Source organism: Sphingorhabdus sp. Alg239-R122 (assembly GCF_900537065.1).
In the GTDB taxonomy this organism is placed as follows: domain Bacteria; phylum Pseudomonadota; class Alphaproteobacteria; order Sphingomonadales; family Sphingomonadaceae; genus Alg239-R122.
The window spans coordinates 36,817-59,948 of sequence record NZ_UNRC01000009.1; the positions used below are offsets into that span (position 1 = coordinate 36,817).

The 23,132-nt window shown below is 53.9% G+C and carries 25 protein-coding genes, 1 tRNA gene and 1 pseudogene; 14 read left to right on the top strand and 13 right to left on the bottom strand.

The window, feature by feature from the left end; genetic code table 11:
• Positions 1-101 precede the first annotated feature (101 nt).
• Complete coding sequence (locus G6Q15_RS09785; RefSeq protein ID WP_164118264.1) at positions 102-2,171, top strand: S9 family peptidase; 2,070 nt, start codon at positions 102-104, stop codon at positions 2,169-2,171.
• Positions 2,172-2,221: 50 nt separating this feature from the next.
• On the opposite strand, the gene G6Q15_RS09790 is transcribed toward G6Q15_RS09785, so the two are convergent.
• The 5 genes from G6Q15_RS09790 to G6Q15_RS09810 all read right to left on the bottom strand — a co-directional run bounded on the left by G6Q15_RS09790 (position 2,222) and on the right by G6Q15_RS09810 (position 5,889).
• Positions 2,222-2,707, bottom strand: a complete 486-nt coding sequence (locus G6Q15_RS09790) for a group III truncated hemoglobin (RefSeq protein WP_164118265.1) — start codon at positions 2,705-2,707, stop codon at positions 2,222-2,224.
• Between the two features lie 15 nt (positions 2,708-2,722).
• On the bottom strand, positions 2,723-3,439 hold the full coding sequence (locus G6Q15_RS09795) for a hypothetical protein (protein WP_240330838.1): 717 nt from the start codon (positions 3,437-3,439) through the stop codon (positions 2,723-2,725).
• A gap of 100 nt (positions 3,440-3,539) precedes the next feature.
• Positions 3,540-4,721 (bottom strand): toxic anion resistance protein, encoded by a 1,182-nt coding sequence (locus G6Q15_RS09800; RefSeq protein ID WP_240330841.1) that lies wholly within the window; start codon positions 4,719-4,721, stop codon positions 3,540-3,542.
• Between the two features lie 183 nt (positions 4,722-4,904).
• Positions 4,905-5,693, bottom strand: a complete 789-nt coding sequence (locus G6Q15_RS09805) for an alpha/beta hydrolase (protein ID WP_164118267.1) — start codon at positions 5,691-5,693, stop codon at positions 4,905-4,907.
• 120 nt (positions 5,694-5,813) lie between these two features.
• Positions 5,814-5,889 (bottom strand) — tRNA-Trp (locus tag G6Q15_RS09810).
• A 196-nt stretch (positions 5,890-6,085) separates the two neighbouring features.
• Here G6Q15_RS09810 and G6Q15_RS09815 point away from each other — a divergent pair.
• Both G6Q15_RS09815 and aat read left to right on the top strand, forming a co-directional pair.
• Positions 6,086-6,448 carry a PilZ domain-containing protein gene (locus tag G6Q15_RS09815; protein ID WP_240330839.1) on the top strand — a complete coding sequence of 121 codons (363 nt, stop codon included), beginning with the start codon at positions 6,086-6,088 and terminating at the stop codon, positions 6,446-6,448.
• 70 nt (positions 6,449-6,518) lie between these two features.
• Positions 6,519-7,367, top strand: a complete 849-nt coding sequence (gene aat, locus G6Q15_RS09820) for a leucyl/phenylalanyl-tRNA--protein transferase (RefSeq protein ID WP_164118268.1) — start codon at positions 6,519-6,521, stop codon at positions 7,365-7,367.
• 35 nt (positions 7,368-7,402) lie between these two features.
• Here aat and G6Q15_RS12320 read toward each other — a convergent pair.
• The 4 genes and pseudogenes from G6Q15_RS12320 to G6Q15_RS09840 all read right to left on the bottom strand — a co-directional run.
• Positions 7,403-7,789 (bottom strand): annotated as a pseudogene (locus tag G6Q15_RS12320) (DUF2155 domain-containing protein); the annotation flags it as partial.
• A gap of 20 nt (positions 7,790-7,809) precedes the next feature.
• Complete coding sequence (locus G6Q15_RS09830) at positions 7,810-8,205, bottom strand: NADH:ubiquinone oxidoreductase subunit NDUFA12 (RefSeq protein ID WP_164118269.1); 396 nt, start codon at positions 8,203-8,205, stop codon at positions 7,810-7,812.
• 109 nt (positions 8,206-8,314) lie between these two features.
• Entirely contained in the window at positions 8,315-8,839 is a 525-nt protein-coding gene (locus G6Q15_RS09835) for a DUF192 domain-containing protein (protein ID WP_164118270.1), read from the bottom strand.
• Positions 8,827-9,453: a RecX family transcriptional regulator gene (locus G6Q15_RS09840; protein ID WP_164118331.1), complete on the bottom strand. Its 627-nt coding sequence runs from the start codon at positions 9,451-9,453 to the stop codon at positions 8,827-8,829. The genes G6Q15_RS09835 and G6Q15_RS09840 overlap by 13 nt, the downstream gene beginning before the upstream one ends.
• A 222-nt stretch (positions 9,454-9,675) precedes the next feature.
• Here G6Q15_RS09840 and G6Q15_RS09845 point away from each other — a divergent pair, with 222 nt between their 5' ends.
• The 6 genes from G6Q15_RS09845 to rplA all read left to right on the top strand — a co-directional run bounded on the left by G6Q15_RS09845 (position 9,676) and on the right by rplA (position 14,226).
• Positions 9,676-11,403, top strand: a complete 1,728-nt coding sequence (locus G6Q15_RS09845) for a fatty acyl-AMP ligase (RefSeq protein WP_164118271.1) — start codon at positions 9,676-9,678, stop codon at positions 11,401-11,403.
• A 132-nt stretch (positions 11,404-11,535) separates the two neighbouring features.
• Entirely contained in the window at positions 11,536-11,928 is a 393-nt protein-coding gene (locus G6Q15_RS09850) for a VOC family protein (protein ID WP_164118272.1), read from the top strand.
• Positions 11,929-12,076: 148 nt separating this feature from the next.
• Entirely contained in the window at positions 12,077-12,271 is a 195-nt protein-coding gene (gene secE / locus G6Q15_RS09855) for a preprotein translocase subunit SecE (RefSeq protein ID WP_164118273.1), read from the top strand.
• Positions 12,272-12,300: 29 nt separating this feature from the next.
• Positions 12,301-12,837 (top strand): transcription termination/antitermination protein NusG, encoded by a 537-nt coding sequence (gene nusG / locus G6Q15_RS09860; protein WP_164118274.1) that lies wholly within the window; start codon positions 12,301-12,303, stop codon positions 12,835-12,837.
• A 257-nt stretch (positions 12,838-13,094) separates the two neighbouring features.
• Complete coding sequence (rplK, locus tag G6Q15_RS09865) at positions 13,095-13,526, top strand: 50S ribosomal protein L11 (RefSeq protein ID WP_164118276.1); 432 nt, start codon at positions 13,095-13,097, stop codon at positions 13,524-13,526.
• Between the two features lie 4 nt (positions 13,527-13,530).
• Entirely contained in the window at positions 13,531-14,226 is a 696-nt protein-coding gene (gene rplA / locus G6Q15_RS09870; RefSeq protein WP_164118277.1) for a 50S ribosomal protein L1, read from the top strand.
• Between the two features lie 96 nt (positions 14,227-14,322).
• Here rplA and G6Q15_RS09875 read toward each other — a convergent pair whose 3' ends face one another.
• Positions 14,323-15,099 carry a P44/Msp2 family outer membrane protein gene (locus tag G6Q15_RS09875; protein ID WP_164118279.1) on the bottom strand — a complete coding sequence of 259 codons (777 nt, stop codon included), beginning with the start codon at positions 15,097-15,099 and terminating at the stop codon, positions 14,323-14,325.
• Between the two features lie 199 nt (positions 15,100-15,298).
• Between G6Q15_RS09875 and G6Q15_RS09880 the strand changes: the two genes are divergently transcribed.
• The 3 genes from G6Q15_RS09880 (at position 15,299) to rplL (ending at position 17,489) form a co-directional block, all read left to right on the top strand.
• Positions 15,299-16,132: a hypothetical protein gene (locus G6Q15_RS09880; RefSeq protein ID WP_164118281.1), complete on the top strand. Its 834-nt coding sequence runs from the start codon at positions 15,299-15,301 to the stop codon at positions 16,130-16,132.
• Positions 16,133-16,512: 380 nt separating this feature from the next.
• The gene (gene rplJ, locus G6Q15_RS09885) at positions 16,513-17,025 is read left to right on the top strand and encodes a 50S ribosomal protein L10 (RefSeq protein WP_164118283.1); all 513 of its coding nucleotides are present in this window, start codon (positions 16,513-16,515) and stop codon (positions 17,023-17,025) included.
• Between the two features lie 89 nt (positions 17,026-17,114).
• Positions 17,115-17,489, top strand: a complete 375-nt coding sequence (gene rplL, locus G6Q15_RS09890) for a 50S ribosomal protein L7/L12 (RefSeq protein ID WP_164118285.1) — start codon at positions 17,115-17,117, stop codon at positions 17,487-17,489.
• A gap of 110 nt (positions 17,490-17,599) precedes the next feature.
• Here rplL and G6Q15_RS12305 read toward each other — a convergent pair whose 3' ends face one another.
• The 3 genes from G6Q15_RS12305 to G6Q15_RS09900 are packed head-to-tail and all read right to left on the bottom strand — an operon-like array spanning position 17,600 to position 18,464.
• Entirely contained in the window at positions 17,600-17,722 is a 123-nt protein-coding gene (locus tag G6Q15_RS12305; RefSeq protein ID WP_275897599.1) for a hypothetical protein, read from the bottom strand.
• Positions 17,719-17,940 (bottom strand): helix-turn-helix transcriptional regulator, encoded by a 222-nt coding sequence (locus tag G6Q15_RS09895; RefSeq protein WP_164118288.1) that lies wholly within the window; start codon positions 17,938-17,940, stop codon positions 17,719-17,721. Before G6Q15_RS09895 ends, G6Q15_RS12305 begins: the two co-directional genes overlap by 4 nt.
• A complete protein-coding gene (locus G6Q15_RS09900) occupies positions 17,940-18,464 on the bottom strand; it encodes a DUF2975 domain-containing protein (protein WP_164118290.1) in 525 nt (174 codons plus the stop codon). Before G6Q15_RS09900 ends, G6Q15_RS09895 begins: the two co-directional genes overlap by 1 nt.
• 66 nt (positions 18,465-18,530) lie before the next feature.
• On the opposite strand from G6Q15_RS09900, the gene G6Q15_RS12190 reads away from it, so the two are divergent.
• Positions 18,531-18,764 (top strand): hypothetical protein, encoded by a 234-nt coding sequence (locus tag G6Q15_RS12190; protein ID WP_205518147.1) that lies wholly within the window; start codon positions 18,531-18,533, stop codon positions 18,762-18,764.
• 141 nt (positions 18,765-18,905) lie between these two features.
• Complete coding sequence (rpoB, locus tag G6Q15_RS09905) at positions 18,906-23,087, top strand: DNA-directed RNA polymerase subunit beta (RefSeq protein WP_164118291.1); 4,182 nt, start codon at positions 18,906-18,908, stop codon at positions 23,085-23,087.
• Positions 23,088-23,132 lie beyond the last annotated feature (45 nt).

A 23,132-nucleotide genomic window follows, 5' to 3' on the forward strand; every position in this document is an offset into this window, starting at 1 on the left:
GTTATCGCACCTACTGTAACAATCCATATCCTGACATACGCTATTGCGCATATCGCGGCTGTGCATTAGCGTTTCGGTAAATATACAAGGGGAGTTTACATATGAAGCGTTACACCATTCATGCGGCCATGGTCGCTATTCCAGCCATGATTGTCGCCACGCCAGCGCTGGCGCGGCCGATGACAGCAGAAGATGTGCTGAAAGTGGAGCAGGTGGCGGAAATAGCCCTGACTGCGGATGGTTCGCAAATGGTAATTGGCGTATCCAAAGCCCCTGATATCGCGAACGGCGAAGACAATGGGCGCGCCGAACGGACCATGCATGTTGCCTCAACACGCTCTGGTGGTGCCAATGCCGCACGCGCCTTCCTGCCTGAAGACATGAATGTGCGCAGTCTTGCCTATTCGCCCGATGGCCGGATGATCAGTTTCCTGTGGAAGCCGGATGGCGATGATGCGAAGACTGCCGTCTATGGCATTCCTGTCGATGGCGGTGGTCACCGCAAGCTTGCCGGGATTAAGGATGCGAGTGTTTCCGGTTATGCATGGGCTCCCGACTCACGCACACTGTACCTGCGTGTTGGCGCGGCAAAGGACAAGAAACGCAAAACCGAAAGCAAGGCTGGTTTCAACGCTGTTATCTATGAGGAAGAGCAGAAATTTTCCCGGCTTTTTGCCGCCGATACAATGGGGGGTGAAGGGGAGCCGCGTGCCATAAATGTTGAGGGTCAGATAAGCGGTATGCGCGTTTCGCCTGATGGTCGTTGGTTGGCGGTATCATCTGCACCGACGACGCAGGTGGATGACAGCCTGACATCCACACGTGTGCATATTATCAACGCAGCCAATGGAACCCGCCGTGCCGTGGTGGCAACGCCGGGCAAGATTGGCGATTTTGAAATTTCGCCCGATGGCCGCACATTGTCGCTGGTCGCGGCAGTGGACAAAAATGATCCGGCGGCAACCACGCTCTATATGGTTGATACGGCAAATGGCGCTTTTCGCGGTGTGACGGAAGGACAGGCCAATGCCGCGGTCGATACTGAATGGATGGACGACGGGCGCCTGGCTGTGGCGATGCATGTCGGTGCGCAGAGCGAGCTTCGTTTCTATAATGCGGCGGGGCGGTTGCGCGAAACCATAGACCCGGGTGCGTTGATATTGCGCAGTATTGATGCAGATGGCGGCAAGCTGGCCGTGATCGCAGATACACCAGAGCATCCGCGTGAGGCGTTCCTGCTGGAGCGCGGCAAGTTCACACGCTGGACCAGTCATAATCCCTGGTTGTCGGAAATCGATATGGGGCGGCAGCGTACCATCCGCTACACCGCGCGTGACGGACAGGAAGTCGAAGGTGTTCTGGTCGAACCGGTTGGCGGTGCCCCCTCGGGTGGTGCGCCCACTATTTTCGACGTGCATGGCGGCCCCGAAGCGCATGAATCCAATGGCTGGGTTACCAATTATGGTGGCCCGGGTCAGGTTGCGGCAGGCAAGGGTTATAGCGTGTTTCTGCCCAATTATCGCGGTTCGACCGCCTATGGCACGGCTTTTTCCAAACAGCACCAGAATGACTATGCGGGCAAGGAATTCAATGACCTTGTCGATGCCATAGGTGCCCTTTCGGATATGGGGATCACGAACAAGGACAAAGTAGGCATCACTGGCGGCTCCTATGGCGGCTATGCCTCGGCCTGGGGCGCAACAGCGCTCAGCGAACATTTTGCCGCGAGCGTTATGTTTGTCGGCATTTCCAACCAGATTTCCAAATTTGGCACGACCGACATTCCCAATGAGATGTTCCTCGTCCACTCACGCAAATGGCCGTGGGAAAACTGGCAGGGTATGCTGGAACGCAGCCCGATCTATCATGTCGACAAGGCGAAAACGCCAATCCTGATCCTGCACGGTGAAGACGACACGCGCGTTGCGCCGAGCCAGAGTTATGAGCTTTACCGCAATATCAAGGTGCGTCAGCCCGATACACCGGTACGCCTCGTACTCTATCCGGGTGAAGGCCATGGTAACCGCAAGGCAGCGGCGCAATATGACTATAATATCCGCATGATGCGCTGGATGGATAATTATCTGAAGGGCCCGGGTGGCGAGATGCCGCCAGTGCGTTTTGACCTGCCCGAAGGTTTTGCGGGTGCGAAGAAGGAAAAAGCAGACTGAATGGGCATGTAGCGCGGAGCACAGGCATTAAGCCTGTGTCTCCCGCTTTGCTAAAACGCTTCCATATTGCGCGCGCCGGACAGGCCATCGCGGTGGATGGCGACACCATTCATCAGGCTGTTGGCGATCATGCGGGCGCGTTCATGGATATGTTCCACCGCTTTGGATGATGCGTCCATGCCCTCCAGCGTTTGGTGGAACAGGTCCAGCCAGTGTACAAAATGGGCATGATCCAGTCCGTCAATGGCAATATGCTTGACCATCGGATTGCCGGAAAAACCGCCGCTATTATGCAGCACCGATGCCCAGAAGCTTTTCATGCGGGCAAGGTGCGGCGGCCAATCATCAATATGCCGGGCAAAAATTGGACCGAGCAGCGCGTCGCCGCGGATGCGCGCATAGAAATTTTCAACCATTTCAGAAATGAAAGCTGTGTCTATACCCATCGCCTCGGCGGCTTTGCGCTTGCGCAGCCGGGCGGCTGCTGCATGGCCGCGCACATCGGCATCAGGAGTAACGATTTTCTTTTCAGGCATGGGTGATCTGCCGGGTTATTCGGCGGTTTCGGCCGGCTGGTATTTCAATTCCAGATAGCGTTCACGCACGGCCAGTTGGTCGAGTTCACCATTGGCGATCTTGCGCGCCATAGTGTCTATTTCCTGCTCAATTGTCTTGAGCCCGCCAACCAATTGTTCCTCGGGCGTGCGGCCATTGCGCTCTTCCTTTTGCAGGTGCGGCGGAATGCGCCGGAAACCGGTAATCAGCTCGGGCAGATGCTCACCCACCAGCTTGCGCACTTCCATGGCGGCGGGTTCACGCTCATCAAGCCGCTGTAATTGCGGAGCCAGCGCATCCAGCTGTACGCCAATGCCATCGACCAGCGTTGCTGCGGGTGCGGGCAGGGCAGGGCGCTGTGCCTCCAGCCAGATTTCAGTCTTGCCTGCCAGCACGTCTAGCTTTTCGCGCGACAGGTTCTCAGCGCGTGGTACTTTCATCTTGGGAAAGTTGGCAAAAACATACAGCGCGGCAGCAACAGCGAGGCCAGTGGCCATCACGCCTGCAAAACCCAGACCGTTTATGATTGTACCAATAACGCCCGCACCAACCAGTATCGCGCCAGTGGCAATCGCCATACGGCCGAGTTTCTTCCAGAAATGGGTGCGTTTTAGCGCCCGGGATTTCATGCCGATTGACCGGTTTTGTACCTGCCGTGAAAGCGCCTGTTTCGCTTCATGCATGATCTGGTCAGACTGTTGTACACTGCTCACTTGTCTTGTCTCCATGTCCCTAGCCCGGGATTTGGTCTCTCTTATGGTCGCTCAAGGCTGAGCGGAGGAGGTGGAAATGCACCACGCTCCTCGGATTGCCCTATTCCTCGGCAAGCGAAGTCAGGATCGACTTTTCTTCGCTTTTCGTGTCCAGCTTGGCCTGTTCCGCGCCTTCCGCGCGGGCGATATAGCCTTTTGACTTTTCGACTTCGTCCGACAGCGTATCGACGGTCGTTTTCATGCTGTCGAGCGCCTTGAGCTTGAACTCGTCAATATTGTCCATCGTATCGTAAATATTCTGGAACGCGCGCTGCAACGTTTCCAGCGGTATGGTCGAGGACGCTGCCTGTTCGTGGATCCGCCCTGTCTGCTCTTTCAGCATGGTGCCGGTACCGTCGATAATGTTCGCGGTCGTCGTGTTGAGCGCGGTAATCTGGTCAAGCACGAGTTTCTGCCCCACCAGTGCCTGTGCCACGGTCACTGCGGTGCGCAACGCGCCTACAGTGGTGGTGCTGGCGCGGTCCACGCCCTTGACCAGTTCGACATTGTTTTTCTTGACCAGATCAAGCGCAAGATAACCCTGTACCGTCACTGCCATCTGCGTAAGCAGGTCTTGGGTCCGCTGGCGCACATAAAACAGCGCGGTTTCGCGCAATGCTTTGGCTTTGGCAGGATCTGTGCTGTCCAGATCGGCGGCTTTTTCCTCAAGGCGCGCATCGAGTGTTTTCGATACATGGATCATCTGTTCAAGTCGCCCCATGGCGCTCCACAGGTTCTGCCGCTCGACATCAATTGCGGCATTGTCCATCAGCAATTCGTCCTTGCCGCCGGCGAGCCGGGCAAGGATGGTCGAGATATGACCTTGCGAACTTTTATAGCCATCAAAATAGCCGCGCAGCTTGCTGCCGAACGGAATAATACCAAACAGCTTGCGCGGGGCGAGCAGATTGCCTTTTTTGGAAGGATCAAGGTCTTCAACGGTGCGGCGCAGTTCGGCAAGATCCTTACCGACGTCATTATTCTCGTCCATCGCGCGGACGGGACGGTCGAGGAAGCGGTTTGACTGGCCCGCTGCATCCATAATTTCCTTGCGGCCCATATTGGTGAGCTGATCGACGCGCTTGCCAAATTCGGGACTGTTTACGTCCTGCGCAATCAGGTCATCGATATAGCTATCAACCTTTTCATCAAGCTTGGTTTTCTGCTCGTCAGTGACAGGCACCAAGCCGGAGGCCTTTTCCGGCTTTACGGCTGGCACGGGCGAGGGTGCGTCAAGTTTCATTTCATCAGTGTCGGTTGCGAATTTTGTTGCGGTTTCGGTGGCCATATGCGTATTTTCTCCATCCCCAGTGCCCTTGGCGGCTAGTCTCTATTCCATAGATGGAGGGAATTTACGCGGTTTTCAAGCCCATTGGAAGAGGTGTATTAAATTTATAATACAGACAGTCTGATTGTTACGGTGAAATTATTTCTTTTCACCTGTCAGCCCCATTGGTGTTATGGAAAACTGTGCAAGTGTTGAATAATGTTCTGCATCTTCCACAATATTCAATTTAGGGCGCACGGCGATCATGTCGCATAATTTTTCCGACATTGTGACGGGGGCCCAGGTGTCTTTGGATCCATGCCAGATTTCGACTGGACAGGTGATATTCTCAAGGTCCGTTGACCAGTCTTCCACGTAAGATTGAATGAAGCGGATATAGCTGGAAGGTTTTGTGTGAAAGCTGTTTGACAGGCCGTGTATCACGGCTTCACGGTATTCAGGCTTATCCAGTAGTTCTTTTTCGGCTTCACCGCATTTTGCAAAGAGCTGTTTTATCAGGAACTCAGGCATAAAGCGCAGGGCAATGCCTTGGCCGAACGTCAAGCATTTCAATGCCGCCGGCCATTTGCTCGCAAGCATGAAAACAGGCTTCCCGGCCATATACGGAAGGAAATTCCCTAGGCTGAGTGGAGCGGCAGGAGAGATAAGTGTTAACCGCCCGATGCTTTCGGACCGCATGGCGGCGATTTTGATTGCAGCCATTGCACCAATGGAAAAACCGATCAGATGGATGTGTCCATCTGGAAGTTCAGATGTGGCCTGCACAAAATTTTCGAGAGTATCCATAATCGGATTGCCCGTACCCGCTTGAAGCATGTTCGGAGCAAGAACAGGGATATCGGGATGCGAATTTTGCATAATTCTCACATCATGCGGGCTGCCAGGTACTCCATGGCAGAAATAGATCGCTTCACTGGATGCACTCATAGCCAGATACTCCGGTCATTTGGCATGAATTTTCAATAGAGCAAGGCGTTGCTGGCAATAGTCATGTATAAGCTAGATGAGTAGCGTATAATATTAGGTATGGTAGTTCCATCATGGAAATGGCAGGGGTGACAGGATTCGAACCCGTGGCCCTCGGTTTTGGAGACCGATGCTCTACCAACTGAGCTACACCCCTGTGCCGATTCATGCCCGCGTCATTGTGCGGGTGAGATGCGCCATTAGCCGCACTTGGCGTGAAGAGCAAGCATGATCCTCATAAAACATGGTGTATTTGCGTTAACTGCACCCTGCAACACGGCTTTAACCGGGACAGGGCCTATATTCTTTACCAGTTCCACCGCGTTTCAGGATCAACTTCAGGATTTCGGCCCATGAGCTATAATATCCATTATGACATGCCCACTGACGATACACCGCCGATCCGCTATGCAGCGGCAGCGCAGGAGGACCGGAGCGCACCGCGCATCAAGCTGTCGATTCCGGCTACGCTGCGGCCATCAGGTGACAAAGGTTTTCAGGTCGAAGTGATTGACCTGTCGCTGTCGGGTTTTGCATGCAAGGCGCTCACCAGCATGCATCCCGGCACGCGGTGCTGGCTGACCCTGCCGGGTCTGTCGGCGCTGCAAGCGGAAATCGTACGCAATGACGACAATATTGTTGGATGCGCCTTTGCCAACCTGCTCAGCCCGGCGGTTCTGGAATCGATTATCGCGCGCTTTGGCGTAGCAGACTAAGGTCTGAAAGAATTGCTGGTGGTACACTAATGGCTTGCCCGGCGGGGCGGCGCATATCATAGTCAATCCCATGATGCTGGATACCGATCTGCTGCTGAAGGCCTATGCGATTGGCGTGTTCCCGATGGCGGACAGCCGTGATGACCCGGATGTTTTCTGGGTAGAGCCGCAGCTACGGGCAATTTTTCCGCTGGACAGGTTCCATCTTTCGCGATCGCTTGCCAAAAAACTGCGGCAGGACCGTTTTGAATTCACCTGCAACGCGGCATTTGCGAAAGTTATCGCTGCCTGCGCCGAAACATCAAGCGTGGCGGCGACAAAGGACCGCGCCGAAACCTGGATCAACCATGAAATTGAGGCCGCATATATAAAACTCAACCAGCAGGGCAATGCGCATAGCATTGAATGCTGGCAGGATGGTGAACTGGTGGGCGGTCTATATGGCGTTTCGATTGGCCGCGCCTTTTGCGGTGAAAGCATGTTCAGCTGTGTGACCGATGCTTCCAAAGCCGCTTTGGCGGCACTTGTCGCGGCGATGCGGATGGCGGGTTATGAATTGCTCGATTGCCAGTTCATGACCGGCCACCTGGCCAGCCTCGGCGCACGAGAGATATCGCAGGGGGAATATCTTCGGCTGCTCGCAAAGGCATTATATGGTGTGGATGCAAGCGGCAACAGCCGCGCGGTTCAGCCTTCTGGCTCTGCCGTATCTGATGGCTCTGCGGGCGTTTCTTCCGCAGGTGCTGGCGGGGCAGGGTTGCTCGAACCGGTACTGCCGCTGCCCGATGCGCTATCGGCATTGCTGGAAGGCGCAGCGGCTGAGGGCGCATTATCAGATGCAGGGCGCGATCTGGCCGGTTTCGGCAGGCCTTCCTCACCCGGGAAGCGCATCGCGCAATCCTTGACCCAGACATCATAAATCGGGTGTTCAACGACATTGACCGATGGTGATTCCTTGAACAGCCATCCCGAAAAAGCTTTCAGCCATTTCGGTTCTTCATTCTTGCTGGTGCGGGTCTCAACGAACAGTTGTACAAAAGCGCCGGTTTCGGGAACCGGTTCCCATGGAGCGGTACGCTCACATGCGCGCAGGCGCACAATGGCGGGCCCAATCCGCTGTGATTCCCCGGGTTTCATTTCCAGGTCCTGAGTGATGCCGTTACGTTTGTTCAGGAAACCCAGCGTCGCCACGCGGTCTTCCATCGGTGTGCCTTCACCGGTGACAAGAGGTTCTACGGGTGTATCATCCTCGGCCTCAATCACAGATGTGTCGCCTGCGGCCTCTTTCTGTGCGCTATCGCTGCCCTGACTGCACGCAGCGAGCAGCAACGCCGAAGGCATGACAAAGGCAAAGGCGCGTTTCACTCACCAGGGCTCCAGGCTTCGTAATCACCAGTCGATGCGGCGCGCTTGCCGCCACGTTCCAGCGCGCCAGCAGGGCGATATGCCTGCGGTGTGCCCGTTACATTGGGGGTATAATCTTTTTCCCAGATATGCGGCGGCGGCAGATGACTTTCGGGTACTTCATCATAGCTGTGATGAAGCCAGCCGTGCCATTCGGCGGGCACACGGCTCGAATCATTCGCGCCCTGATAGATTACCCAGCGGCGTTCGCGGCCGCTGCGCTGTTTCTTGCTGCGATAATAGGTGTTGCCCTCGGCATCCTCGCCGACTTTCTCACCATTCAGCGCGCTGAACAGGGACGTGCCGATTGTCGCGCCATCCCACCATGTGAATAATTTGCCTAAGATTCCCATAGCGACCGCTTAGCCGTTTTGGGTGGGGGAGGGCAATGGGAAAATGAAAGGATGTGTCTTGCCGGGCGGTACTTGTGAAACGGTGAGGCCAAAACACTTAAACCTGCGGCTACCGAGCTTTGCGGCTGTCTTCCCAATGCACCGTATCACCTGCACTGATGCCCAGTTCCTTGGCAAGGCCGCCGCGTATTTCCAGCACCATGGCAACCGGCTCGCCAGAACGAATGCCCTCAAGTGAATATGGCTCCGCATTAGCGGCAATGCTTTCAATTGTTCCGTCCTGCCGGACGAAAACCAGGTCTAGCGATATAACGGTATTGCGCATCCAGAAACTGGCCATTTTCGGGATTTGAAACGGGAAAATCATGCCTGTATCATCGGCCATTTCGGTGCGGAACATCATCCCCTTGGCCTGCTGTGCAGGGGTGCGGGCAACCTCGACCCTGAATGTATGTACTTTGTCGCCGTCGGTAATGGTAAGCGGGACAACCTCCAGCCCTGATTGCGCGTTAACGGTATAATCTGGCGCCTCGCCCTGTGCGCTCTCACCCTGCGCTGTGCCGGGGGCAGTGCATGCGGCCAGACTTGCAGCGGCGCAAATGGCTATCCAGCGCGTCCAGTTTACTCGTGCCATGGTTCCATATCCTCATATCGGCCGATATCCTGTTCCAGGTCGGCAATTTCGTCCATGCTATCGGCAAAAACCAGGGTGCGTGCAATGGAAAAATCATGCCCGCCGCGCAGCATGGCCTGCAACTGTTTTTGTCTTTTTTCAGGTGAGTGGGCTTCGCGTGCAAATGGACCAAAGCGGCGCTTGCGCGCCATGGTGATGGCGGCCTGCGTTTTTGCAGCGTCTGAGGCGGCTTTCGCTGCCGTGCTGTCCTGTTCCGAAATGCCTGCGGCATAAAGCGCCGTGTCCACGCGGCGACTGCCATAGCCGCGGGCGATAAGCGATGCCGCCTTCTGGCTGGCATAAAGCGCATCGTCAATATATTTGAGCTCCGCAAAACGCGCCACCAGGATGTCTAAATCAGCAGGCTTTTCATCCTCCCATCCGCGCTCGCGCAGTTTGCGGGCGAGATAGAGTTTCAGCTTGTGCGCGCTGGTCGCATATCTGCCAACATAATGCAGTGCAAGATCCCTGAGTAGCCTTTCATTCAGGGGCTTGGGCGGCTTTTTAACGCGCGGTTTGCGCGATCGCCGCGTGCGGGCAGAGCCATGCCGCGCCTCATCTTCAAAATCATCCATTCCAGCCATTGTCATTTTTGTGCCACATTCACGGCCAAATTTGAACGCTTGTCATGCCCAAAAACACATCATGCACAAATCCTGACTGCTATTTTTGAACAATAATTAGGTAAATCAAGGATTTGGAAAATAATGTAATAGATGCGGCAATGCATGGCAGCACAGCCGTTTACAGGGATAAACGGGCAAAATAGCCCGACAGGACAAAGAAACGGGTCAAAAATGACAGAATTGCAAGCCACGCCATCACTGGATGATCTGCCGAGGCGATATTCCGATTTTACCACTTTGGGCGAAGCACTTGATTATGCCGCGCAGGGTGTCCGCGGTTTCAACTTTCATGATCCCCGCGGCACATTGGTGCGGGCCTATCCGTATAGCGAGATGCGCGAAGACGCACTACAGGCGGCTTACCGCCTGATGGCCCATGGCATCAAGCCGGGCGATCGGATTGCGCTTTGCGCGGAAACCGGCGCCGAATTTGCGGCGCTTTTCTTTGGCGTAGTCTATGCCGGTGCCTGGCCTGTGCCGCTGCCGCTGCCGACCAGCTTTGGCGGCAAAGGCAGCTATATTGACCAGTTGTCGGTGCAGCTTAACAGCTCCGATCCCAAAGTCTTGTTCTTCCCACCTGAACTAGCCGAAATGGCGGGTGCCGCGGCGGAACATTGCAATGTTGAAGGGTTGGATTGGGTCAGCTTCGCAGAACATGATGCGCCTGAGGCGGAATTGCCAGAAGCCAACCCGGATGACATCTGTTACCTGCAATATTCCAGCGGTTCGACCCGTTTCCCTCATGGCGTGGCGGTGACGCACCATGCGCTGCTCAGCAATCTGAAAGCGCATGCGCACGGCATGGATATTAACGGCACCGACCGCTGCATCAGTTGGCTGCCCTGGTATCACGATATGGGTCTGGTGGGCTGCATGCTGTCGATGGTCGCCAACCAGGTATCGACCGACTATCTGAAAACTGAAGATTTTGCCCGCCGCCCGCTGGCTTGGCTTGACATGATCAGCCGCAACCCGGGCAATAGCTGTTCTTATTCACCAACATTTGGCTATGACATCTGTGCCCGCCGCATCAGCAGTCAGTCAAATGTGGCGGAACGGTTCGATTTGTCACGCTGGCGTATTGCGGGCAATGGTGCGGACATGATCCGTCCTGATGTGATGCAGAGTTTTGTTGACGCCTTTGCGGATGCCGGCTTTGATGCCAAAGCGTTCTTGCCGAGCTACGGCCTTGCCGAAGCTACGCTCGCCGTCACGCTGATGCCGCCGGGAGAGGGCATTGTTGTCGAACTGGTCGAAGAAACCAAGCTGTCTGGCCAAGTGCATGATACCAGTAAGCCGACGCGCTATCGCGCGATTGTAAATTGCGGCAAGCCTTGCCTTGATATGAAAATCGAAATCCGTAGTGAACATGGCGAAGTGTTGCCTGAAAATGCGATTGGCAAGATATGGACCGCCGGTCCGTCCGTCATGCACAGCTATTTCCGCGATGAGGAAGCCACCAATGAATGTCTGGTCGATGGTTGGCTCGATACCGGTGATATGGGATATATGTCGGACGGCTATCTCTATGTCGTGGGCCGGGCCAAGGATATGATCATCATCAACGGCAAAAACCACTGGCCTCAAGATATCGAATGGGCGGTCGAACAGCTTCCCGGTTTCAAATCCGGTGATATTGCCGCGTTCAGTGTTACTACGCCAGGCGGTGAAGAAACACCGGCCGTGCTGGTGCAGTGCCGTACCTCTGATGAGGCAGAGCGCCTGCGTATCCGCGATGAGATCAGTGACAAAGTGCGCTCTATAACCGGCATGAACTGCGTCATCGAACTGGTGCCGCCGCGCACATTGCCGCGCACCAGTTCTGGCAAGCTGAGCCGTGCAAAGGCGCGCAACCTGTATCTATCGGGTGAAATACAGCCTTACGCTATAGCTGCTTGATTTTTATGCGGTGAAGCGCACGGTACCGTGCTCCCGCAGGCTTTTCGTGTAAGCGAAAAGTAGCCGTGAGGGACAGGGATCCCACCGCCTGACACCGTGAAGCAATCAAATGAAAAAAGGAATCATACTCTAATGACCCGGTTTATTGCTGCGATCACTCTCGTCGTGCCTGACTATGACGCGGGGATTGAATTTTATGTTGGGCATCTTGGCTTTGATCTGATTGAGGATACGCAGCTTTCCGACGAGAAACGCTGGGTGCTGGTTGCGCCGCCAGGTTCAACCGAAACGCGGTTATTGCTTGCGAAAGCGGCCAATGAAAATCAGGAAGAAGCGATTGGGAATCAGGCGGGTGGCCGTGTTTTCCTGCTTCTGGAAACGTATGATTTCGATGCGGATTATGCATTGATGCAGCAGGCCGGTATTGATTTTCTCGAAGAGCCGCGGGAGGAGCCTTATGGGAAGGTTGCCGTTTTCCGTGATCCGTTCGGGAATAAATGGGACCTGATTGAAAGGGCACTGTAGAGCAATCTTTGCTTGCGCAAACACGAATCTGTGGGTAAAGGCCTTCCATCTCATTACATCGGTCATATATCACAGGCACAACCATCCGGTTGGCACTTAACGGCCCTTACCGGTGAGACACGAATTATAGTTTGGAAGCAGGCAGTTTATGGCAAAGACAACACCCGGTGAATTCGTCCGTCAGGTACGGGCTGAATCGTCAAAAGTGGTATGGCCGACACGGCAGGAAACCATCACCACCACTATCATGGTCATGATTATGATGACGATATTGGCGCTGTTTTTCTTGGGTGTCGATTCGGTCTTTGGCTGGGTCGTGCAATCGCTGCTCTCGCTCGCGTAATTACAGATTTAATATAGAAAGTTTCGCCCATGTCGCGCTGGTACATTATTCACGCCTATTCCGGCTTTGAAAACAAGGTAAAGGAAAACATCCTTTCCGAAGCACAGCGGCTTGAGCTGACCCAGCTGGTGGATGAAGTGGAAGTACCCACCGAAACCGTCACCGAAGTACGCCGCGGCAAGAAAGTGCAGTCGGAGCGGAAATTTTTCCCCGGCTATGTGCTGGCGAAACTGACCATGACCGATGATGTCTATCACCTGGTCAAGAATACGCCGAAAGTGACTGGTTTCCTGGGCTCAAGCGGCAAGCCACAGCCCATCAGCGAGGCCGAGGCTGCCCGTATCCTGAATACCAGGGAAGAAGCCGCCAACGCACCCAAGAAGAAAATCAGCGTCGAATATGACATTGGCGACAGCGTCAAGGTACTCGACGGTCCATTCGCCAGCTTTAACGGTGTGGTCGAGGAACTGGATTTCGAGAAAAACCGCGTTAAGGTTTCGGTCTCTATCTTTGGCCGTGCGACGCCTGTGGAACTCGATTTTGAACAGGTCGAACTACAGAAATAAGCGTTTGGTTTGATCGCCGAGAGGCCATCGGGCAAAAGAATAAAGAATAAGGGCGAACCCTAATATAAAGGTTCTCTCTCTCACCGTTTACATAAAACCATTGCATTATCCGCAGAATCGGTTAATGCCGCGCCTTCTGTCGCTTTTGGGCGATAGATCTCGTGCGGGAGGTGCGCTTTTAGGCAATCCGTCTGACCGCTTAATTTGAGGGGTGTATGTGCAGTATATGCATCCTGACAGAATGAAGGAGCTAGACTATGGCCAAGAAAATTGATGGCTATATTAAACTACAGGTGCCTGCTGGCACCGCCAATCCGTCTCCGCCAATCGGCCCTGCCCTGGGTCAGCGCGGCGTCAACATCATGGAATTCTGTAAGGCCTTCAACGCCGCGACGCAGGATTTTGAAAAGAACACGCCGATCCCGACAACCATAACGGTTTATGCGGATCGCAGCTTTTCTTTCACCACAAAAACACCGCCAGCCAGTTATCTGATCAAGAAAGCAGCAAAGCTTAAATCGGGTTCAAGCGAGCCTGGCAAAACGGTTGCGGGCCAGATCAAGCGTTCGCAGCTGGCTCAGATTGCAGAAACCAAGATGAAAGACCTGAACGCCAACGATATCGAAGCGGCAACGCGCATTATCGAAGGCAGCGCACGCGCTATGGGTCTTGAAGTGACGGAGGGTTAAGCAGATGGCCATGAACAAAAAACAGAAGAATATTGCTGAAAAGCTTGACCGTGATGCGCTGCACAGCGTGGATGACGCGATCAAGACGGTGAAGGAATTTGCCAGTTCGAAGTTTGACGAAACGGTTGAAATCGCTCTGAACCTGGGCGTGGATCCACGTCATGCAGACCAGATGGTGCGCGGCATGGTATCGCTGCCTTCAGGCACAGGCAAAGACATGCGTGTGGCTGTTTTCGCAAAAGGCGACAAAGCTGAGGAAGCGAAAAAAGCAGGCGCAGACGTCGTTGGCGCAGAAGACCTGATGGAAACCATGCAGGGCGGTGACCTGAATTTTGACCGCGTGATTGCAACACCCGACATGATGGGCGTTGTGGGCCGTCTGGGTAAGGTTCTGGGTCCAAAGGGCCTGATGCCGAACCCGAAGCTTGGCACCGTGACCCCTGATGTCACCAAAGCTGTTGGTGATGCCAAGGGTGGCCAGGTGGAATTCCGTGTGGAAAAAGCCGGTATCGTGCACAGCGGCATCGGCAAAGCGAGCTTTAGCGAAAAAGACCTGCGCGCGAATTTCGACGCGTTTGTCGGCGCTATTGTCAAAGCCAAGCCGTCAGGCGCCAAAGGCAAATACGTCAAAAAAGTTGCGATCAGTTCGACCATGGGTCCGGGTCTGAAAATCAACACATCTGAGATCGAAGGCGCGTAAGCCGCAATCGCATTTCATATATCAAGATAACTGAAAGGCCGGAGGGAAACCTCCGGCCTTTTCGCTATGTACAGTGTACACGGTTATATCATGTGATCAGAAATTGAAGCGGATGCCAAGCCCTGCGCCAAAACTTTCCGTATCGTCGCGAACGCTGGCATTAAATCCGTCATTGCCATTGGCGATAAAACGGCGGTCGAAGTTGCGGCCATAAATTTTCTGGTACCTGCCTTCTGCAAACACATCGACCTTGTCCGTCGCCTTGATTGTCAAACCCAGCCTGGACTGCGTTACGAATGCTGTCTTTGAACCTCGCACGCCAAATGTAGGCGCTGTCGCCACGCCATTGTTGGGAAAATACTGAACATCTGTGTCCAGTACCGCGAGGCCAATGGCGCTTCCGAAATATGGGATGATCTTCTGGTTTGCGGACCATACCACATCGCTGTACAGGCCAGCGGTAGCCGTAAACGTGGAAACATCGCCGCTGAAAGTCTGGTTGCCGCCATTAAATGTACCACCACTGACATCAGACTCGCTGTAGCCAACTTCGACTTCAACCCGTGATTTCAAAAAGTCGAACAGCAGGCTATCCTGAATTTTATAGCCGACTGCACCGTTAACGGAAAATCCCGTGTCATAAGCGACATTTATGTCGGCGGGACCGCCCGGTATACCCGGCACACCGGCATCGGGGTTCTGGACACCACGAAAACTGCTGTCATTCAAAAACTCGGCCCCGATGCTGGATGAGACATAAAAGCCTTCATGATCAATTTCGGTTGCTTCTTGTGCCATGGCTTGGCCGGTCAGGCTTAAGCTCAACGGCAGCATGGTTGCAAAAATAGTCAAACGGTTACGAACAGGTTGCATAAGGAGTTCCTATGGTGAGAGAGTTGATAGGGAGGATGCCCTTTCATTCGCATGTCCTGCACAAAAGGTTACATGACTGGATATTGCTGGTGCCCTTGTGGGGTGCTTAGTGGGAATCTGTTACGCCTGACCTTGTGTCTCGGAACATTTGCTGTAGGCCTGTATTCAACGAGTATTCAGTCGGGGCGGGGGGATGATTATGCGGTTACTGATTATAGCCATATTGTTATACGCATTGCCTGTAGCGGCATGGTCACAAACTGGTGGTCCGATAGCTACGCCAGCAGATAAACAATACCAGCTGGCCCTTGACCTGGCCAAAACGCGCGGGAAGGCGCTGTACGAATATGACCAGGCCGCACGTTATACGGCTGCCGCTTTGCGTGAGGATGTCGCGGCGCAGGATATTGCCAAAGTGCGCGGCTGGGTAGTGACACGGCAGCGTGAGGGTCTGCTCGTCACCTATTACGGCATACGCGATGATGCCGTATATCCGTTCTATTCGGCGCTGTGGGACGGGGTGGGCCAAGTGCTGGATCGGCAGTTACTCATGCAGTCGGATGATGCTGTACTGACCGATATGCAGCTACGCCTGATCGCAGCGGGTGACAGCGCGTCGGCCGTGAATCTGAAGAATTGTAGCAACCTGCCATTCAATCCTGTAATATTACCAGCCGATGTTCCGGGCGGCGCTGACCTGGTATATTATCTGACTCCGCAGATGCGTGGTGACCTGTTTCCGCTGGGCGGGCATTACCGGTTTGAAATAGCGGGTGACCGGGTGCAATCGTTCAGGTCATTTACCAATTCCTGCGTCAATGTCCGGACGAAAGCGCAGGGTGACAATGCAGCGCCCGAAGCATTGATGTTCACCCATTCGCTCGACTCCGCGCCCACTGAAGCGCAAGTTTTTGCCGTGTTTTCCATGGGTATACCGCTCTATGTAAAAACCGAGCAGAATGGCCTTCTCTGGCTGATCGAGATATTTTCTGGTGAGCCCAGCATCACTCTGGTTGACCAGAATGCCGAATGAGCCAGGTGCGCGCTTTGCGCTGGTACAGCCATAACCGGCAGGATTGCGGGAATTGGCTTGACTTCGCTGCCATTCCCGCTATTACGCCCCACGAAATCATGTAGGCATCGCCCATGTGATTCCGTCCGAGACAGTTGGTGAGGGAAATATGTCCCTCTTAATTGCCAGCCTAGACGGGGAAAAGTTTTACCGGCCTCGCGTTCTTTGCAGGTCTGCCAGATAAAAGCCATCGGCTTTGGTTCGGCGCGAAACCCACCCCCTTGGACAAAGACCCTATGGTGTAAGCCAGAACGGTCATCGCCCGTCGTTTCCACCATGTGGAGGCGGCGATTATGTAGCGGATTGGTCCGTCAAAAGGCCGATCCAAAAAGGAGAATGGCATGAATCGCGACGAGAAAAAGGAAGCAGTAGCTTCGCTTAGCGCCATGTTGTCCGACGCCGGAGCTGTTGTGGTCACACGCAACCTCGGCCTTACCGTTGCTCAGTCAACTGAACTGCGGTCGGCAATGCGTGAAGCGGGTGCTTCCTATAAAGTCACAAAAAACCGTCTTGCCAAGCTCGCTATTACTGACACGGATTATGATTCCCTTGGTGAATTGCTGACAGGGCCCACCGCCCTTGCAGTTTCACCGGATCCGGTGGCTGCCGCCAAGGCAGTTGTCGAATTTGCGAAATCCAACGACAAACTTGAAATTGTCGGCGGCGCAATGGGTGACACCGTATTGGACGTAGCAGGTGTTAAAGCGCTGGCAGCACTGCCATCACTTGACGAACTGCGCGGCAAACTTGTTGGCCTGCTGAATGCACCAGCCACCAAAGTTGCCCAGGTTGTTCAGGCACCGGCGAGCAAGGTTGCACGGGTTGCAGGCGCATATGCCGCCAGCGGCGCGTGAGCTTAGACGCTTAACTATTCAGATATTTAACACACATCCAACTATGGGCGTTTGAAAAATACGCCCGAATTTGAAAAGGTAATTTTAAAATGGCAGATATTGCAAAAATCGTAGACCAGCTTTCTGAGCTGACTGTTCTGGAAGCCGCTGAACTGGCAACCGCTCTTGAAGAAAAATGGGGCGTTTCCGCTGCAGCCGCTGTTGCTGTTGCTGGTGCACCTGCTGCTGGTGGCGGCGAAGCTGCTGAAGAGAAAGACGAGTTTGACGTTGTTCTGACCGGCGACGGTGGCAAGAAAATCCAGGTGATTAAAGAAGTTCGTGCGATCACCGGCCTGGGCCTGACCGAAGCGAAAGCCATGGTTGAAGGCGCACCGAAAACGGTTAAAGAAGGCGTTAACAAAGCAGAAGCCGAAGAAATCAAAGGCAAGATCGAAGCTGCTGGCGGTACAGTTGAACTCAAGTAATTTGAGCGCATACTGAGCTTTCAAGGCTTCGTCTGTCTTACAGACAAAAGAAGGGCGGCCTCCTTAAGTGGAGCCGCCCTTTTTCCTTACGTGCTTTGCTTGGGTGCGGGTTAGGCCAGATAGGCAGAGCTTTGATAACTAAACACCTGGGTATCATGTGTTGGCGGTGCCAGCAAAAGGGGCAGGGTGAAAATAGCAGCTGCCAAAGCGGCCATGGTTAGATTGCGCATCATGCTTCTCCTTCCGGTTCATTCTCAAAACTGAGCAGGTCACCCGGCTGGCAGCCCAGCTCTTTGCAGATTGCCTCCAGCGTGGAAAACCTGATGGCTTTCGCCTTGCCGGTTTTCAGTATGGACAGGTTGGCGATAGTGATGCCCACCCGTTCTGCCAGTTCAGTCAGCGTCATGCGGTTGTCGTGGAGCAGGTCGTCCAGTTTTACATTGATGGACATCAGATAGTCCCTTCCAGCTCTTCACGCATCTCGGTACCGTGACGGAACACACGGGCGAGGACAAAGAGAACAAGTGCCAGCAGGAAACCGGTGAGTGAAAATGTATCTTCGACATTCAACGCTTCAAAATGGGATTTCAGCCACAATGCCAGAGGTAACAAAACCATGGATACGCCCTGCACGGCAAGCGTGATCCAGCCCATGCGTGCTATGCGGTCCGCATTTTCAGGGTCAAATGGTTCACCTTTTTCGACCGAAGTGGCGACATGCATTAGCTCGCGGATAAACCGGAAGCCCAAAAACAATAGGAAAACCACAAGGGCGAGTGCGGCCAGTATAACCCAGTAACCACTTGCAGGCGCACCTGCTTCGGCGAGCATTGCATAAATTTCTCCACGTTGCACTGTCAGTATGGCGCCAATGCCTATCCCGACCATGACCATGGTAAAGATAAGCAGACCTGCGAGCAGCATCAAAAGCAGCTGCGTCAGCTTCAAAACTTTATCATTCATATGTGTAGTCATATTGACCTCCGATAATTGAATTATTGATAAACAATAAAATAATATTGAAAAAAGGCAAGTTTTTTATTGAAAAACAATAAAATTACTTTGTTCCATCAACTTCCTTGCAGCTTCTCTCTTGCAGCATTCGATATTTGGAAGGACATGGTTTGGTTGTTGCGGGCGAATCGAAATAGCTGCACCCTTGACCCCAAACCCGCTGCGCCTTATATGAAATCCAACACCGGCACTTTTCGAGACATGGATCGCCAATGCGCAGGCGCTTCGTACGGAATGAAAATTGCAATCGGTTCTAAATGACGCAAAGCTGCGATCAGCCAGAAATGGTTGGTAACGCGGCTTTTTTGTCGTTTATGCGCCCTGAAAATCTGGTTTTCGGGCGCATTTTCTGCGCCCGCATATCGGCACTTTAAAGACACGCGAAAGAGGCGAATCTATAATATGGCAAGCAAGGTGAAAAAGGCGGAGGAACTTATTCCCACCGCGAAAAAGCGTATCCGTAAAATCTTTGGTGACATTCACGAAGTCATCGACATGCCCAACCTGATCGAGGTGCAGCGTGAGAGCTATGAGCAGTTCCTGCGCTCTGACCCGGCGACAGATTATGTGTCGGGCCTGGAAAAAACACTGCGCGGTGTTTTCCCGATTCGCGACTTTGCGGGCACAGCGGAACTCGATTTCGTGCATTACGAACTCGAAGACCCGAAATATGATACGCAGGAATGCCGTCAGCGCGGCATCACCTATGCAGCGCCGATGAAGGTCACTTTGCGCCTGATCGTGTTTGAGGTTGATCCTGACACCGAAAGCCGTTCCGTGCTCGATATTAAAGAGCAGGACGTCTATATGGGCGACATGCCGCTAATGACAGGCAACGGCACATTCATCATCAATGGCACGGAACGCGTGATCGTGTCGCAGATGCACCGTTCACCAGGTGTATTGTTCGATCATGACCGCGGCAAAACACACAGCTCGGGCAAGTTCCTCTTCGCGGCCCGTGTTATTCCTTACCGTGGTTCATGGCTTGATTTCGAATTTGATGCGAAAGACATTGTCAATGTCCGTATCGACCGCAAGCGCAAGCTGCCGGTCACGGCTTTGCTTTATGCGCTGGGCCTGAACAGCGAGGAAATCCTCGCCGAATTTTATGACACCATTACTTATGAACGCGGCAAGGATGGCTGGAAAATCCCATTTGTCGGCGAGCAGTGGCGCGGCCAGAAGCCTGCATTTGACATTGTTGATGCGAAATCGGGCGAAGTCGTGTTTGAAGCGGGCCAGAAAATCACCCCGCGTGCGGCCAATAAAGCCGTCAAGGATGGCCTGAAATCACTGATTATCCCGACCGACGAAATTTTCGGCCGTTACAGCGCATATGACCTGGTCAATGACAAGACCGGAGAAATTTACATCGAAGCCGGTGATGAAGTGTCGCCGGAAAATCTGGAAAAGATTGATGGTGCCGGTATTGACGAGCTGGTTCTGCTCGACGTTGACCATGTGACCACCGGTCCGTGGATCCGCAACACTATGAAAGCCGATAAGTCGGAAAATAGCGACATGGGTCTTGATGCAATCTACCGCGTCATGCGCCCGGGCGAACCGCCAACGCGCGAAACCGCCGATGCGCTGTTTGAAGGCCTGTTCTTTGACGGCGAGCGCTACGATCTTTCCGCGGTCGGCCGTGTGAAGCTCAACATGCGTCTTGACCTGGATGCAGAGGATACCGTGACCACGCTGCGCAAGGAAGACATTCTTGCGGTCGTGAAAACGCTGGTGAACCTGAAAGACGGCAAGGGCGAGGTTGACGATATCGATAACCTCGGCAATCGCCGTGTGCGTTCTGTCGGCGAGTTGCTGGAAAACCAGTACCGCGTTGGCCTGCTACGTATGGAACGTGCTGTTAAAGAACGCATGTCATCGGTTGATGTGTCGACGGTGATGCCGAACGATCTGATCAACGCGAAGCCTGCTGTTGCGGCCGTGCGTGAGTTTTTCGGCTCTTCGCAGTTGTCACAGTTTATGGATCAGACCAACCCGCTGTCTGAAGTGACGCATAAGCGCCGTGTTTCGGCATTGGGCCCTGGCGGTCTGACGCGTGAACGTGCCGGCTTTGAAGTCCGTGACGTTCACCCGACCCATTACGGCCGTATCTGCCCGATTGAAACGCCGGAGGGGCCGAATATTGGTCTTATCAACTCACTGGCATCGTTCAGCCGGGTCAACAAATATGGCTTTATCGAAACGCCATATCGTAAAGTTGTCGATGGCAAGGTGACCAACGAAGTTGTGTATCTGTCCGCCATGGAAGAGCAGAAGCACACCGTGGCACAGGCCAATGCCGAGCTGAACGAGGATGGTTCGTTTGTCGAGGAAATCGTGTCTTCACGTGAAGCTGGCGAATTCCTGATGGCGCAGCGTGAGAGCATTACGTTGATGGACGTTTCTCCCAAACAGCTCGTATCTGTTGCTGCATCGCTTATTCCGTTCCTGGAAAATGATGACGCCAACCGTGCGCTTATGGGATCAAACATGCAACGTCAGGCTGTACCGCTGGTAAAAGCGGAAGCACCATTTGTTGGCACCGGCATGGAAGAAACCGTGGCCCGTGATTCCGGTGCGGCTATTGGCGCGAAACGTGCCGGTATTGTCGACCAGGTTGATGCGACGCGTATCGTGATCCGTGCAACTGGCAGCGTTGAAGCTGGCAAGTCGGGTGTGGATATTTACACGTTGCAGAAGTTCCAGCGTTCCAACCAGAACACCTGCATCAATCAGCGCCCACTCGTGAAAGTGGGCGAAGTAGTGCAGCAGGGCGATATTATCGCCGACGGTCCATCGACCGAGTTCGGTGAACTGGCGCTTGGCAAAAACTCGCTTGTCGCGTTCATGCCCTGGAACGGGTATAACTATGAAGATAGTATCCTGATTTCCGAACGTATCGTGAAAGACGATGTCTTCACCTCGATCCATATTGAGGAATTTGAAGTCATGGCACGCGATACGAAACTGGGCCCTGAAGACATTACCCGCGACATTCCGAATGTCGGTGAGGAAGCGCTTCGCAACCTCGATGAAGCGGGCATTGTCTATATTGGCGCTGAAGTGCATCCGGGTGATATCCTGGCCGGCAAGATCACGCCAAAAGGCGAAAGCCCGATGACGCCGGAAGAAAAACTTCTGCGTGCTATCTTCGGTGAAAAAGCCTCTGACGTCCGCGATACATCGCTGCGTCTGCCGCCGGGTGTTGCAGGGACTGTTGTTGAGGTCCGTGTCTTTAACCGTCACGGTATCGACAAGGATGAGCGTGCATTGGCGATTGAACGCGAAGAAATCGAACGTCTTGCCAAAGACCGTGAGGACGAACGCGCAATTCTGAACCGTGCCACCTATAACCGCCTGCGCGATATGCTGGTGGGCAATGTGGCCGCCGCTGCGCCGAAAGGTTTCAAGAAAGGCAGTGAAGTCACTGCCGACAACCTTGCCGAAATCGAAAAGCACGAATGGTGGAAATTCGCTGTTGCGGATGACGCTGTGCAGGGTGACCTTGAAGCTGTCAAAACGCAGTATGACGAAGCGGTCAAGCTGATTACCGAGAAATTCGAAGATCGCCGTGACAAGCTGGAGCGTGGTGACGAACTGGCACCAGGCGTTCTGAAAATGGTCAAAATCTTTGTGGCTGTGAAGCGTAAATTGCAGCCCGGTGATAAAATGGCCGGACGTCACGGCAACAAAGGTGTGATTTCACGCATCCTGCCAGCCGAAGACATGCCGTTCCTGGAAGACGGAACGCCGGTTGATATCGTGCTCAACCCGCTGGGTGTGCCATCGCGTATGAATGTTGGACAGATTTTTGAAACCCATCTTGGCTGGGCCGCACGCGGTCTGGGTCAGCAGGTGACGAAGGCTCTGGAAGACTGGCGTGAGGCCAACCCTGATCCGCAGGCAGGCGAAGCTCCTGATGCAGTGAAAGAGGTGATGAAGGACATTTATGGTGAGCAGTATCATGAAGATATTGATCGCCGCAGCACCGAAGAAACGGTCGAACTGGCCCGCAATCTGAAACATGGTGTTCCGATGGGTACGCCGGTGTTCGACGGTGCGCGCGAAGCCGATGTGTCTTACATGCTTGAAAAAGCGGGACTGGATACATCGGGACAGGTGGACCTGTTCGATGGCCGCACAGGTGACAGGTTCGACCGTAAGGTGACAGTGGGCTATATCTATATGCTCAAACTGCATCACCTGGTTGACGACAAGATCCACGCCCGTTCGATCGGACCATACTCGCTCGTCACGCAGCAGCCGCTGGGTGGTAAAGCGCAGTTTGGCGGACAGCGTTTCGGTGAGATGGAAGTCTGGGCACTGCAAGCTTACGGCGCCGCTTACACGCTGCAGGAAATGCTGACAGTCAAATCCGATGACGTGATTGGCCGTACCAAAGTGTATGAATCCATCGTCAAGGGTGATGACAGTTTCGAAACCGGCATCCCGGAAAGCTTTAACGTGCTTGTGAAGGAAATGCGTTCGCTGGGTCTCAGCGTCGATCTGAAGTCCCATGAAGATGGTGATGAGGATGGCGAAGAAGGTCCTGACGCCCTTCCAGAAGCCGCCGAGTAAGGATATCAACTGGCTCTGTCTTTTTTCAGGCAGGGCTTAGTGAGG

Coding starts and splice junctions, on each gene's coding strand:
- G6Q15_RS09785 (WP_164118264.1), top strand. CDS start 102: ATGAAGCGTTACACCATTCATGCGGCCATGGTCGCTATTCCAGCCATG.
- G6Q15_RS09790 (WP_164118265.1), bottom strand. CDS start 2,707: ATGCCTGAAAAGAAAATCGTTACTCCTGATGCCGATGTGCGCGGCCAT.
- G6Q15_RS09800 (WP_240330841.1), bottom strand. CDS start 4,721: ATGAAACTTGACGCACCCTCGCCCGTGCCAGCCGTAAAGCCGGAAAAG.
- G6Q15_RS09805 (WP_164118267.1), bottom strand. CDS start 5,693: ATGAGTGCATCCAGTGAAGCGATCTATTTCTGCCATGGAGTACCTGGC.
- G6Q15_RS09815 (WP_240330839.1), top strand. CDS start 6,086: ATGAGCTATAATATCCATTATGACATGCCCACTGACGATACACCGCCG.
- aat (WP_164118268.1), top strand. CDS start 6,519: ATGATGCTGGATACCGATCTGCTGCTGAAGGCCTATGCGATTGGCGTG.
- G6Q15_RS09830 (WP_164118269.1), bottom strand. CDS start 8,205: ATGGGAATCTTAGGCAAATTATTCACATGGTGGGATGGCGCGACAATC.
- G6Q15_RS09835 (WP_164118270.1), bottom strand. CDS start 8,839: ATGGCACGAGTAAACTGGACGCGCTGGATAGCCATTTGCGCCGCTGCA.
- G6Q15_RS09840 (WP_164118331.1), bottom strand. CDS start 9,453: ATGGATGATTTTGAAGATGAGGCGCGGCATGGCTCTGCCCGCACGCGG.
- G6Q15_RS09845 (WP_164118271.1), top strand. CDS start 9,676: ATGACAGAATTGCAAGCCACGCCATCACTGGATGATCTGCCGAGGCGA.
- G6Q15_RS09850 (WP_164118272.1), top strand. CDS start 11,536: ATGACCCGGTTTATTGCTGCGATCACTCTCGTCGTGCCTGACTATGAC.
- secE (WP_164118273.1), top strand. CDS start 12,077: ATGGCAAAGACAACACCCGGTGAATTCGTCCGTCAGGTACGGGCTGAA.
- nusG (WP_164118274.1), top strand. CDS start 12,301: ATGTCGCGCTGGTACATTATTCACGCCTATTCCGGCTTTGAAAACAAG.
- rplK (WP_164118276.1), top strand. CDS start 13,095: ATGGCCAAGAAAATTGATGGCTATATTAAACTACAGGTGCCTGCTGGC.
- rplA (WP_164118277.1), top strand. CDS start 13,531: ATGGCCATGAACAAAAAACAGAAGAATATTGCTGAAAAGCTTGACCGT.
- G6Q15_RS09875 (WP_164118279.1), bottom strand. CDS start 15,099: ATGCAACCTGTTCGTAACCGTTTGACTATTTTTGCAACCATGCTGCCG.
- G6Q15_RS09880 (WP_164118281.1), top strand. CDS start 15,299: ATGCGGTTACTGATTATAGCCATATTGTTATACGCATTGCCTGTAGCG.
- rplJ (WP_164118283.1), top strand. CDS start 16,513: ATGAATCGCGACGAGAAAAAGGAAGCAGTAGCTTCGCTTAGCGCCATG.
- rplL (WP_164118285.1), top strand. CDS start 17,115: ATGGCAGATATTGCAAAAATCGTAGACCAGCTTTCTGAGCTGACTGTT.
- G6Q15_RS12305 (WP_275897599.1), bottom strand. CDS start 17,722: ATGATGCGCAATCTAACCATGGCCGCTTTGGCAGCTGCTATTTTCACC.
- G6Q15_RS09895 (WP_164118288.1), bottom strand. CDS start 17,940: ATGTCCATCAATGTAAAACTGGACGACCTGCTCCACGACAACCGCATG.
- G6Q15_RS09900 (WP_164118290.1), bottom strand. CDS start 18,464: ATGACTACACATATGAATGATAAAGTTTTGAAGCTGACGCAGCTGCTT.
- rpoB (WP_164118291.1), top strand. CDS start 18,906: ATGGCAAGCAAGGTGAAAAAGGCGGAGGAACTTATTCCCACCGCGAAA.